The organism is Streptomyces sp. SID13666 (assembly GCF_010548325.1).
Lineage (GTDB): Bacteria > Actinomycetota > Actinomycetes > Streptomycetales > Streptomycetaceae > Actinacidiphila > Actinacidiphila fildesensis.
Genome location: NZ_JAAGLX010000007.1, coordinates 112,179 through 124,158, shown reverse-complemented (window position 1 = coordinate 124,158; position 11,980 = coordinate 112,179). Strand labels below are relative to the sequence as shown.

The window sequence follows — 11,980 nt, the reverse complement described above, 5'->3', positions numbered from 1 at the left end:
GGCCGCCGACGGGATCGAGGAAACGGCCACAGCCGCCGGGGGTCCCATCCAACAGACGGGTCTCGGTGCCGAGTTCGGCGACCGGGGCGCGATGTGTCCCGGAGGACGGATGCCGGTCTCCCGGCGGCCTCCCCAGCCTGCGGCTCGGCGTGAGTCCCTGTCATCGCCCAGATTGCCCAGCTGGCCGGAGCCCACCGGTATCAGGGGGCGGCTGGGACGGCCACGGCGGTGACGGCGAGCCCGTCGCGGGCCGCCCAGCGGCCGTGGAACTCCGTCAGCGGACCGTGTCCCGCGAGCGCCGGCGGCGGTACCAGCAACCGGGCCGTGAACGTACCGCGCGCCGGATCGAAGTCGAGGGCCGCGTCGGTGAAGGCCAGCGACCGGCCGGTCAGGGGGTACCACGCCTTGTAGACCGACTCCTTGGCGCTGAACAGCAGCCGGTCCCAGTGGACCTGTGGGTGGGCCTCGGCCAGGTCGGCGAGCGCGGCACGTTCGCCGGCCACGGTGACGGCTTCCAGCACCCCGCCCGGGAGCGGCTCGTGCGGTTCTGCGTCGATGCCGAGCGCCAGGATGTCACGGCGCCATGCGACCGCCGCGGCACGGTAGCCGACGCAGTGCGTCATGCTTCCGACGGTTCCCTCGGGCCAGCGCGACGCGCCGCCCTCCGCCCTCGTGATGGGGCCGGGAGGGATGCCGAGCCGGCCGAACGCTCGCCGAGCGCAGTGTCTGACGGTGGCGAATTCCCGGCGCCGCTTGGGCACCGCCCGACTGACGAGTGCCTCCTCCTCCGGGTAGAGGCCGCCGTCCGGCACGTCCCGCACCGTGGCCACGGCAGCCACCGCGGACGGGAGCAGTCCCTCGATCACGGGCGCCGCAGACTACCCGGATCGGGGTTTTCCGCTTTCCGGAAACATTCTTCCAATGCCGGTCCGCCGACGGCCGGCGGCACTTGCGGATATACGCCATGCGGCACAGCGGGGACTGATCCTGGATTCTTCTGACAGAGGTCGGTGGTTGAAGCACGGACGTCACAGAATTCCATGAACGGCGATTTCACGCCAACCGCCGCCTCGCAGTCGCCCATCCGGACGATGTCCGTCCTCTTGGTAATGCCAAAGTATCGCATGCCACCCCTATCCAACCTGCTCCACATTACACAAGCGCCTTGCTCCCGGCACTCCGCGAGGCCGACCAAATCACTGTTGCCTTCTGGTTGACAGGTGTGCGACGCTCAGACCAGTCATGACAGATTGCAACGGGGGTTGCCAAGTGTCCATGAAGAAGACAGCCGCGTGCAGGGTCGATTTCCGTGCGGTGAACCGCAGAGCCGGTCGGGATCATTCGCCGACGCGTTGCACGCCATCCCTTGGCTGGAGTTCTTTCTCGCCGAGCGGCGCACGTCCAGTACTCCCCTGGAGAACAAGCAGCTTTCCGAGTCTGCCGGGGATTTCGTCGGTTCACCGACGGGAGAGCTCTCGGCATGCCCAGTTCCCAGGCGGGCGTCCGAGTAAGGGATGAGCCGCAGGGCCGGCGAACCGACGTCCGTCCAACTCCTAGCCGTGTCGGTCACCCGACGGAATCCGCCTGGTGATCCGGCCTGCGCCGAGGGCCGCGTCCGAACCAGCTGACCACATGGGCTCAACGTCCTTCCTCAACACCCCTTCACGAGCACGGCCCGGCGCTCGCACCGCGCGCATTTTCGCGATGCCCATTCACGTCTCTCAGGAGCGTTCGCCGCGCTATGCCCGGAAGTGCGATGTGGCCGAAGCGCAGCGCCTCTCGCGCGTTTCTCAGTATCGAAGATCAACGCAGGGAGCCCGGAGAAATGGAACATTTCACTCGGAGCGCGATTACCACTATCCGCCAAAACTACCACGAGCCCCTTTATCTTGACGACCTGGCTCGTTCCGTGATGATGAGCAAATTCTACTTCCTCCGGGCATTCCGGCGTACCACGGGCGTGACGCCCGGCCGCTTCCTGAGCGCCGTACGCCTGCATGAGGCCAAACGCCTTCTGGTCAATACGTCCTTCACCGTGGCCGACATATCCGCACATGTTTGCTACAGCAGTCCCGGCACATTCTCCCGGCGCTTCACGGCCTCGGTCGGCCTCTCACCCACCCAGTACCGAAGAATCGGTCAGGACGACTCCGGCGAGTACCCCCGGATAACTCCCTTCCCCGTCGCACCCGGGCCTCTTGGATCCATATCGGGGACGGTTCACGTGACGGGGACCGCGCTGTCACCGCTGTACATCGGGGCCTTCGACAGTCCCATCCTGCAGGGCCAGCCCTCGGCCTGGTCCAAGATCGACGGAGCCGGGCCCTTCTCGTTGAACAACGTGCCACCAGGCACCTGGTACCTGCACGCGGTGGCGCACGGTGCCCGGGCCACGAGCGACCCGTGCAGCGTTTCGCCGCTGCTGGTCGGCACGACCGACCCCGTGCAGATCGGCGCCGACGCCCCCAGCCGCCTCGACATCGCGGTCGGGCAGGAGGACTGGACCCGGCCGCCGGTACTGCTCGCCTTGCCCGGCTTCGGCTCACAGCTCAGGGGTGTTCCGAAGTCCTGCGATCTGGTGGGTGCGCCGGCCAGGTGAGGTCCGGCCGGTGGACGGCGGCGGGAGCCCGGCCGCACCGCGGAGTCCTTCAGCCCCGCCAGCTGTGCGGGGGCTGGAAGCCCCGACTGCGTTCCAGGCGTCGCCAGCCGGCCTTGCGGGGCTCCTCCCCCGGGCCGCCGCCGGCAGCGCCCGACCGGGCCGCGGCGCGGGCCAGGAGGACCACGGTGATGGCCGCCAGTTCCTCGGACCGGGCGTGGCCCCTCTCGACCCGCAGGATGTCCTCGGCAGTGGTGCTCGACATGGGATTGCCCTCCCTCGTAGGACGACTCGGCAGCGTTACTGCGGAGGGTTGCCGTGCTTGCGGGACGGCAGGTCGGCGTGCTTGGTCCGGAGCATCGCGAGGGCGCTCACGAGGACCTCGCGGGTCTCGGCGGGGTCGATGATGTCGTCCACCAGACCGCGCTCGGCGGCGTAGTACGGGTGCATCAGCTCGGCCTTGTACTCCTTGACCATCTGCGCACGCATCGCCTCGGGGTCCTCGGCATCCGCGATCCGCTTACGGAAGATCACATTCGCCGCACCCTCGGCACCCATCACCGCGATCTCGTTCGTGGGCCACGCATAGGCGAGGTCCGCACCGATGGACTGGGAATCCATCACGATGTACGCACCGCCGTAGGCCTTCCGCAGGATCAGCGATATCCGCGGCACCGTCGCGTTGCAGTACGCATACAGCAGCTTGGCACCGTGACGGATGATCCCGCCGTGCTCCTGGTCGACACCCGGCAGGAACCCGGGAACATCCAGCAGCGTGATGATCGGAATGCTGAAGGCATCGCAGAGCTGGACGAACCGCGCCGCCTTCTCCGAGGCATGAATGTCCAGCACACCGGCAAGGTGCCCGGGCTGGTTGGCGACGATACCCACGACCTGACCGTCCATCCGCGCGAGCGCACAGATGATGTTGCGCGCCCACCGCTCATGGATCTCCAGGACATCGCCCCAGTCGACGAGTTCCTCGATGACCTTGAGCATGTCGTACGGGTTGCTCCCGTCGGCCGGAACCAGGTCCAGCAGGACCTCCGAGCGACGGTTCGACGGATCGTCACACACGTTGACCGGCGGGTTCTCGCGATTGTTGGACGGGAGCATCGCGATGAGGTAGCGGACCTCGGCGATGCACGTCTCCTCGTCGTCATACGCGAAGTGCGCCACCCCCGAGGTCTCCGCGTGCACATCCGCGCCGCCCAGACCGTTCTGGGAGATCTCCTCACCCGTCACCGCGCGGACCACGTCCGGGCCCGTGATGAACATCTGCGAGGTCTCCCGCACCATGAACACGAAGTCGGTCAACGCCGGCGAATACGCCGCGCCACCCGCGCACGGGCCCAGCATCACACTGATCTGCGGGATGACGCCCGAGGCCTTCGTATTGCGCTGGAAGATACCGCCGTAGCCGGCAAGGGCCGAGACGCCCTCCTGAATCCGGGCACCCGCACCGTCGTTGAGGGAGATCAGCGGGGCGCCGGCCGTCATCGCCATATCCATGATTTTGTGGATCTTCATCGCGTGAGCCTCGCCCAGCGCCCCGCCGAAGATCCGGAAATCATGCGCGTAGACGAAGACCGTGCGGCCCTCGACCGTGCCCCAACCGGTGATCACACCATCGGTGTACGGCTTCTTCGTCTCCAGGCCAAAACCCGTGGCCCGGTGACGACGGAGCTGCTCGACCTCCCGGAAGGAACCCTCATCGAGCAGCAGCGCAATACGCTCACGCGCGGTCAGCTTGCCCTTGGTGTGCTGCGCAGCGGTAGCCCGGTCGCTCGGCCCGCGCCGCGCCTCGGCACGGATGGAGTGCAGTTCGGCCACACGCCCGCGGGCATCGGATGCGGAAAGAACCGCGCGTTCCGAGCTTTCGTCCGCTGTCCCCATATCCATCGGCCTTCCCGTAAGTCGCAACGCGCACAACGCGCAAATTGCATTCCTCACGGTACGCGCCACTCACGCCGGGAAAAACCCCTGTTCCATGCCCCTCGAATTTATCCGGACCTAATAATCACCCCCTATTCAGGACCGGTTGACATCAGGGGAGATCCAGCCCAACCCCGCCGGACGACGCGGTGATTCCCCCTATGCGAAATCCAGGGCTAGACAAGGTCGAAGCGGTCGGCCTGGGGGCCCTCGATGCGTCCCTTGGGAAGTTTGCGGCCGAAGGTCAGGAGCAGCAGGTCCTGTGCGGTGCCGGTGACCGGCGACCCGGTGCCGAAAGTCCAGTCGAGGTCGATGGCGCGCAATTGGACGCCGTCGAGCCGGGCGCCGAAGAACTTGAAGGACTTGGGGTCCACGGCGTCCAGCAGGATGCGCAGCCGGTCCTCGGGGACCTGGCGGTCGACGCCGGTGGGGACCGTGATGTCGAGGCCGTGGACTACGTCGTGGCCGAGCGCCGCGACGATGCCGCCGACCGGTGGCTTCCACGGGTGGGTGGCGTTGTCCCGGAGGAAGCCGGTGAGCTGGCCGGTCGAGAAGGATGCCGCGTCCTGGCGTGCGCAACGGTCGGTCATGCGGTTGAGACTGCCGCGCGCCTTGACAAGTTCCTTGGCCACCCGGGGAATGGAATAGCGGAACCCCAGCGACATATGGGCGACCACTTCTCGAACCCGCCAGCCGGAACACAGCGTCGACTCGTCCCACTTCTGTTCCGGTAATTTGTCAAACACGGCCGCGAGTTCCCGACGTTCTTCGGCGATCGCGGCGCGGACCTCGGATTCCGGACACCCGTGTGCAATTTTACCCATGGAATGACCCTACCCCCGGATCCGCCGAAAGAACAAGAAGCACCCTCTATCACTGCCAGGATCAGTCTCTATGGCCGCCCCTTGCCGTCGAGTTTTCCGCACCGCGTTCCGGGGGCACTCCTTTCACCGCCCGGCTGTCAGGCCGGTTGTCGTGTCACCCGGGCGAAGACCCGCCAGATCCACAGCTGGCCGAGGAGGACCGCGATCAGCGCGGGGAGCACGGTCGCGGTCAGCAGGGTGAGTGAGGCGGTGTCCGCGATCGCTCGGGACAGGGTCAGCGCGCCCTCCCCCGAGCGAGTGGCCAGCACCGTGGTGCCGTTCGAGAAGCCCACCATGACGGGCAGCACGACGAGCGGTGCGGTGCCGAGCAGTAGCGCCACCCCGGTCCGGCCGGTCGCCTGGACGCGGTCGGAGACGTACACACCGACGACGGCGAGGACCGCTACGGTGACCACGGCCACGGGCGCGTCCGTGGCGGCCGCGCCGACGGCGCCGGTGACCAGGAGCAGCAGGATCAGGATCGGGGTCAGTACCCGGGTCAGCCTGCCGAGCCGGACGCGCAGCGTGCCGCCCTCCGGCAGGCTGCGGGCGGCGAAGAGCGATCCCTGGCGCAGGCTGCCCGCGACGGTCAGTCCCGCGCAGAGCAGGGTGAAGGGGTGCATCAGATCGCCCGCGGTGGCCACGGCGTGCCCGTTGCCGTTGGTGGACAGTCCCCGGATCAGAGTGGCCAGGACGGCGCCCCAGCCGGCCGCGAGAACCAGGCTGGCAGCCGGCACCACGATGTCCCAGCTCCGCCGCCAGCCGGTGCCCGGGTGGGCGGTACGGAACCACAGCGCGGCGTCGCGCAGGAACCAGGCGCAGAGCACGGCGAGCAGGGGCTGCCGCAGTGCGTACAGCAACTCCCCCTCCAGCAGCGGCAGTGCGCCGAACAGGAGTCCGCCGAAGGCGACCAGCCACACTTCGTTCGCGAGGAAGAGCGGTACGACGGTACGGCGCATGCGCGCGCGATCGGTCTCCGTGCCGGCGAGTGGCAGCAGCATCCCCACCCCGAAATCCAGGCTCTCCAGAGCCAGATAGCCGGCGAGGAGCAGCCCGACCAAGGCGTACCAAAAGACATCCACGGTGATTCCCCGTCAGCTCTGCTTACGTACGTTGATGGGATGAGTCAGTAGCTGTGGCGCACATCGGCCGAGGGCGATGCCAGTGCGTCCTCCAACAGCACCTGGTGCTCGGTGGCGTCCGGGAACAGGCCCGCGTCGCCGAGGAGCCCGGCGTCCGGTCCGAGCCGTGCGTAGCGAAAGATCAGGACCCAGTCGATGAGGGCGAGGGTGCCGAGCACGAGCGTGAAGACGACCAACGACGCGAGCATTCCTCCGGGGGAGGTGTCGGCGACGGCATCGCGAACGGTGAGCTCGCCGGTGACCATCCACGGCTGGCGGCCGACCTCCCGGCTGAGCCAGCCGCAGATCACGGCCAGGAAAGCGGCGGGCAGCAGGATCACGGGCAGGAACAGCCGGAACCGCCGGCGGGACAGCGACTCGTCCGGGGCCTTGCCGCGGACGGCCATGGCCGGGATCCAGTTCAGGAAGAGCATCAGGATGCCGATGAGGAGCATCAGTACCGACGCCGCGCCCACCCAGGCGGGCGGCATCCAGTTGCCGGGTCCGTACGCGGCCTCCGCGACAGCGCGTACCCGGTCGAGTTCCTCGCCGCTCCCCCCCATCAGCACGGCGTACTTCTCGGGCTGGTAGTCCTTGAGCTTCATCAGGTGCACCATGCCCGCGACCGCGGAGACGACCGCGCCGCAGCCCGCGATCAGCGAGCCCTGGACCAGCGTGGGACGGAAGAAGCCGATGTCGCGATCGCGGCGCAGATGGTAGGCGCTGACGGCGGCCATGAACAGTCCGGCGAGCAGGGCCACGGCGCCCGCGATGTGCAACAGCGCGTACCAGGTCGCCCCGTTGGTGAGGACGGCACCCCAGTCGGTGACGACAGCCGTGCCGTCCCTCATCTCGTAGCCGACCGGCTTCTGCATGAAGCCGTTGACCACCATGATCCAGAAGGTGGAGGCGTACGCGGTGAGGGCGACACCCCAGATCAGCGCGAGGTGGACACGGGCGGACACCCGGCCGAACCCGAATGCCCACAGGCCCAGGAAAGTCGACTCCAGGAAGAACGCGACCATGCTCTCCACGGCCAGCGGGGCGCCGACGACGTTGCCCATGACATGTGAGAGGCCTGTCCAGTTGAGCCCGAACTGGAACTCCTGGGTAAGGCCGCTGACGATGCCGAGCGCGTAATTGATGACGTAGAGACCGCCCCAGAAGCGCACTCGGCGCATTCTCGTGGAGCGAAGGGCGGGGTCGTCGGTGCGTATCGCCCGGGTCTGCATCGCGACGACGACCGTGACCAGTCCGAGAGTCAGGGCGACGAACAGGAAGTGCAGCGTCGCCGTGACGGCGAACTGGAGTCGGGCAAGGTCAACTACGTCCACGTGGCGCTTTCCGGTGAGAGGGGAGGGGATGCGCGGGGAGCTGGGGCCGGGCCCTGGCCGGGCGGCGACCTAGCCCAGCATCGTGCATGCCTGCGTCACGAGGGCCCTGGCCGCCGGGTCGATGCGGCCGCTGGACCGCCAGACGAGCGCGAGACCGCCGCGCAGATGCGGGCTGAGGATCTCGACGGGGTGCAGCTGCTCCGGCTGGGCGAACACGAACCGCTCGGGAAGGATCGCCACCCCGAGTCCGCGCGCCGCGAGTTGGGCCAGAACCTGGGGGTCGCCGGCCTCGAAGGCGATACGGGGCTTGATCCCCGCGACGGCCCATGCCACGTCGGCGGTGGCGCGCATGGCGCTGCCGCTGGACAGGCACATCAGCGCGTGGCGCTCCACCTCCTCGACGGTGATGCTGTCGCGCTGCGCGAGAGGATGGTTGTGGCCAACGGCACCGATCAGGGACTCATCGGCGATGACCACGCTCTCCAGGCCGGCCGGCGGTTCGGCGGATGTCCCGATGATCGCGACATCGATCCGGCCCGCACGCACGGCCTCGGTCAGCTGGTCCGTACTCCCCTCGCTGAGGGAGATCTCCACAGCCGGGTGCTTCTCGCTGAAGTCCGCGATGAGTTCGTGGAGTCGCAAGGAGAGAGAGGAGGCGACCGAGCCCATCGAGACCTGTCCGCGCACGAGGCCGGAGAGGTCCTCGACCGCGCCCCGCATACCGTCGATCGCGGCCAGCACGGCACGCGCGTGCGGCAGCGCCGCGGCTCCCACATTCGTCAGTTGCACCGTCCGGCCGCCCCGGTCGAGCAGGTCCTGTCCCAGCTCGCGTTCGAGCCGCCTGATCTGTGCGCTCACACATGGCTGGGTCACAAACACGCGCGCGGCTGCCTTCGTGAAACTGGCCTCTTCCGCCACCGCCACGAGGTACTCCAACTGACGCAACTCCATGAATTCATCGTACCGGCCGACCGCTCCATGAACGCTTCGCATTAAGGACATCCAAGGAATGAGAATCTGCACAATCCGTCAAATCCACGTGTGTCAATGTCAGATCCCGGCTAAGCCGTGACACTCGGCACGGTGAGTCGGACAAGGGTTCCCGTCTCGTACTGTTCCCGGCACGGACGGCGGCGCACCTTGCCGCTCGTGGTCTTGGGCAGGGTCCCGCGGCGGATCAGCACCACGTCCGCCACATCGACCCGGTGGTCGCGCAGCAGTGCCGCACGCACCGCCGTCGTCACTTCCTCCGCACTCGCGTACCTGCCCACACGGCTGTCGCCCTCGACCACCACGACCACCGACTCCTGCTCACCGTCATCCACGGCGAACGCGGCCGCGGACGCGGGACGAAGCAGCGGATGGCTGTTCTCGGCCGTGTGCTCCAGGTCCTGCGGGTAGTGGTTGCGGCCCTTGACGATGATCAGGTCTTTGCGACGGCCGGTGATGAACACGTCGCCGCTGCGTACGAAGCCCATGTCCCCGGTGCGCAGGAACGGACCGTCCGCCGCCGCGCCGGCGATGCGGGCCCGGAACGTCCGCTCGCTCTCCTTCTCGCGCCCGAGGTAACCGGCGGCCACACACGGGCCGGAGACCCATATCTCGCCGACCTCGTCGGGACCCGCCGCCCTGAGCGTGTGCGGGTCGACGATACGAACGCGGGTGTCGCCCACCGTACGGCCGACGCTCATGACCGTGGCGGTGAAAGCGGACGCCTCCGCGTCCTCGGCGAGTGGGACCACCCTGCCGTGGCCCAGCGCCTGCGCGTCCAGCACGAGCGGCGCGGATTCGACGTCCTGCGGGCTGCCACACACCTTCAGGGTGTTCTCGGCCAGGCCGTAACTCGGGCACATGGCACGGGGGTCGAACCCGTCGGCGGCGAACTTGCCGACGAAGTCCTGCACGGTGTGCGCCCGGACCGGCTCGGCGCCGTTGACGGCCATCCGCCAGCGCGAGAGGTCGAGAGGGCCGCGGACGCTGTCGCTTCGCACGCACAGGTCGTACGCGAAGTTGGGAGCCGAGGCGTGCGTACCCCCGAACCGCGACAGCGCCTCCAGCCAGCGGCCGGGACGTCGGATGAAGGCCTCGGGCCCCATCAGGTAGGCCGGACGGCCCGCCCACAGGGGCAGTACGAGGCCCAGCACGAGGCCCATGTCATGGAAGAGCGGCAGCCAGGAGACCACGGTCCCGTCGTCCTGGACCGGCCAGAGCTCATCGATCGCCACGGCGTTGAACCAGAAGTTCGCGTGCGTGACCATGACGCCCTTGGGGTCCCCGGTGGACCCGGAGGTGTACTGGAGCAGCGCCACGTCCGAGAGCCCCGGCGTGGGCAGCTCGACCTCGGCGGCCGGCGCGAGGAGCTCGTCGGTCGCGACGAGCTCCAAGCCGGCCAGCTCGGGCAGGTCGGGGAAGTCGGCGAGCACCCGGTCGCGGACCTCGCGGGTGGTCAGCACGAGTGTCGTGTGCGCGTCGTCGGCAATCGTCCGCAGCCGCCGCACGGCGTGCCCGCGCGTCGGCACCTGGATGGGCGCCCCCTTGATGCCGGCCGCCGTGCAGCCGAGCCAGGCCCTGATGAACTCGAGGCCGGTGGGGTACATCAGGACGGCGCTGCGGCGCTCGCCGGCCAGTTCGGCGAGTGCCGCGGCCCTCGCCCGCACGTCGGCGTCGAGCTCCCGGTAGGTGATCTGCTCGCCGATCTCCTCGCCGTTGCGCAGGTAGACGTAGGCGACGGAGTCCGGGGTCCGTTCCGCACGCTGGGCCAGAATGGCCGGCAGCGGCAACGGGGTGCGCTCTGTCGTGGGATCAGTACTCATGGCCGTCCGTTCATCAAGGGTGGCAGCGGACATCCTCGAAGGGCCGCTCAGGCGAGGTCGGTGAGTCCCGCCCGGCGCGCGTTGACCAGCGCGGCCATGTTGCCGGGGGGCTGGCGGTTCTCGTGCATCTGCTGGTGCGCCTCGCCGATCTCCCCGAAGGTGAACAGCTCGGAGAGGCAGGGGTCGAGCTGTCCGGAACCGACGAGGTGGATCACGGCCCGGCACTGGGCCGGGTTGAAGCCGTGCGAGCCCTGGAGGCGCTTCTGGCGCATCCACAGGAAGCGCAGGTCGACATCTGCCGCGTAGCCGGAGGTGCCGCCGCAGATGGTGACCATGCCGCCGGTGTCGCACAGGTACATGGAGGTGGGGATGGTGTCCTGGCCGCTGTGCTCCAGGACGACCTTCGGCGCACGCCGGTCGCCCAGGGCCTCCCAGTACGCGCGGCCGAAGGACCGCACCCCTGCCATCCAGGCACCGAACGCGGCCTGGTCGTCGAGATCGGGCATCCGGCCCCAGTGGGCGAAGTCGTGGCGGTTGATGGTGCCGACGGCTCCCAGCTTGCGGCAGTACTCGGCACGCTCCTCGCTGGAGACCACCGCGATGGGCAGCCCGCCCGCGTTGCGGACCAGCTGGATGGCCATCGAGCCGAGGCCACCCGCACCGCCCCAGATCAGCACCGGGTCGCCCGGCTGGACGGTGTTGGGGGCCCAGCCGAACAGCTGGCGGTACGCGGTGGCACCGGTGAGGATGAAAGCCGCCGCGGCCTCCCAGGTGAGGTTCTTCGGCTTCGGGTGGCACTGGAAGTCCTGGACGAGGGCGAACTGGGCGAAGGAGCCGTAGTTGGACTCGTACCCCCAGGCCTGCAGGGTGGGAGACAACGTCGGGTCGCCGCCGAGACGGATGTCCTGGCTGGTCTCGTCCCACTGGCCGCCGGAGAGCACGACCTGGTCGCCGGCCCGGACACCGGACACGCCCTCGCCGACTGCGAAGACCACGCCCGAGCCCTCGGAGCCGCCGATGTGGAAGTCCTCCGGCTCGCCTCGCTTCTGGCGGGCTCCGATGACGTCCAGGGGATAACCGAGCCCCGCCCAGACGTTGTTGTAGTTGATGCCTGCCGCCATGACCCACACGAGCACCTGGCCTCGGCCCGGCTGGGGGGTGTCGATGACCTCGGTGGCGAAGGCCTTCTGCGGCTCACCGAACCGGTCCTGACGGATCACGGACGCGTACATCTTCTCCGGGATGGAACCGAGCGGCGGCATCTCACCGAGCTCGTACAGGCTCTTGCCCATGGTCACTGCTCTCCTGATGCTCGTGA

The 11,980-nt window shown here is 68.5% G+C and carries 10 protein-coding genes; 1 reads left to right on the top strand and 9 read right to left on the bottom strand.

Features of this window, described 5'->3' with window-relative positions:
* Positions 1-200: 200 nt before the first annotated feature.
* Positions 201-866: a 4'-phosphopantetheinyl transferase superfamily protein gene (locus G3I60_RS13290; protein WP_164293625.1), complete on the bottom strand. Its 666-nt coding sequence runs from the start codon at positions 864-866 to the stop codon at positions 201-203.
* Positions 867-1,825: 959 nt separating this feature from the next.
* On the opposite strand from G3I60_RS13290, the gene G3I60_RS13285 reads away from it, so the two are divergent.
* Positions 1,826-2,599 carry a helix-turn-helix domain-containing protein gene (locus G3I60_RS13285; protein WP_164607158.1) on the top strand — a complete coding sequence of 258 codons (774 nt, stop codon included), beginning with the start codon at positions 1,826-1,828 and terminating at the stop codon, positions 2,597-2,599.
* A 49-nt stretch (positions 2,600-2,648) separates the two neighbouring features.
* Here the strand turns inward: G3I60_RS13285 and G3I60_RS13280 are convergent, their stop codons facing one another.
* The 8 genes from G3I60_RS13280 to ccrA form a co-directional block, all read right to left on the bottom strand.
* Positions 2,649-2,861, bottom strand: a complete 213-nt coding sequence (locus G3I60_RS13280) for an acyl-CoA carboxylase subunit epsilon (protein ID WP_164293623.1) — start codon at positions 2,859-2,861, stop codon at positions 2,649-2,651.
* 35 nt (positions 2,862-2,896) lie between these two features.
* Positions 2,897-4,492 (bottom strand): acyl-CoA carboxylase subunit beta, encoded by a 1,596-nt coding sequence (locus G3I60_RS13275; RefSeq protein ID WP_164293697.1) that lies wholly within the window; start codon positions 4,490-4,492, stop codon positions 2,897-2,899.
* A gap of 215 nt (positions 4,493-4,707) precedes the next feature.
* Positions 4,708-5,355 carry a maleylpyruvate isomerase family mycothiol-dependent enzyme gene (locus tag G3I60_RS13270; protein ID WP_164293622.1) on the bottom strand — a complete coding sequence of 216 codons (648 nt, stop codon included), beginning with the start codon at positions 5,353-5,355 and terminating at the stop codon, positions 4,708-4,710.
* 137 nt (positions 5,356-5,492) lie between these two features.
* The gene (locus tag G3I60_RS13265; RefSeq protein WP_164293621.1) at positions 5,493-6,476 is read right to left on the bottom strand and encodes a cytochrome d ubiquinol oxidase subunit II; all 984 of its coding nucleotides are present in this window, start codon (positions 6,474-6,476) and stop codon (positions 5,493-5,495) included.
* Between the two features lie 44 nt (positions 6,477-6,520).
* Complete coding sequence (locus G3I60_RS46785; protein WP_164293620.1) at positions 6,521-7,849, bottom strand: cytochrome ubiquinol oxidase subunit I; 1,329 nt, start codon at positions 7,847-7,849, stop codon at positions 6,521-6,523.
* Positions 7,850-7,918: 69 nt separating this feature from the next.
* Entirely contained in the window at positions 7,919-8,800 is an 882-nt protein-coding gene (locus tag G3I60_RS13255; RefSeq protein ID WP_164293619.1) for a LysR family transcriptional regulator, read from the bottom strand.
* A 110-nt stretch (positions 8,801-8,910) separates the two neighbouring features.
* Positions 8,911-10,662, bottom strand: a complete 1,752-nt coding sequence (locus tag G3I60_RS13250; RefSeq protein WP_239069787.1) for a fatty acyl-AMP ligase — start codon at positions 10,660-10,662, stop codon at positions 8,911-8,913.
* Between the two features lie 47 nt (positions 10,663-10,709).
* A complete protein-coding gene (gene ccrA / locus G3I60_RS13245; protein ID WP_164293617.1) occupies positions 10,710-11,954 on the bottom strand; it encodes a crotonyl-CoA carboxylase/reductase in 1,245 nt (414 codons plus the stop codon).
* Between the last annotated feature and the right edge of the window lie 26 nt (positions 11,955-11,980).

Coding starts and splice junctions, on each gene's coding strand:
- G3I60_RS13255 (WP_164293619.1), bottom strand. CDS start 8,800: ATGGAGTTGCGTCAGTTGGAGTACCTCGTGGCGGTGGCGGAAGAGGCC.
- G3I60_RS13280 (WP_164293623.1), bottom strand. CDS start 2,861: ATGTCGAGCACCACTGCCGAGGACATCCTGCGGGTCGAGAGGGGCCAC.
- G3I60_RS13250 (WP_239069787.1), bottom strand. CDS start 10,662: ATGAGTACTGATCCCACGACAGAGCGCACCCCGTTGCCGCTGCCGGCC.
- G3I60_RS13275 (WP_164293697.1), bottom strand. CDS start 4,492: ATGGGGACAGCGGACGAAAGCTCGGAACGCGCGGTTCTTTCCGCATCC.
- ccrA (WP_164293617.1), bottom strand. CDS start 11,954: ATGGGCAAGAGCCTGTACGAGCTCGGTGAGATGCCGCCGCTCGGTTCC.
- G3I60_RS13270 (WP_164293622.1), bottom strand. CDS start 5,355: ATGGGTAAAATTGCACACGGGTGTCCGGAATCCGAGGTCCGCGCCGCG.
- G3I60_RS13285 (WP_164607158.1), top strand. CDS start 1,826: ATGGAACATTTCACTCGGAGCGCGATTACCACTATCCGCCAAAACTAC.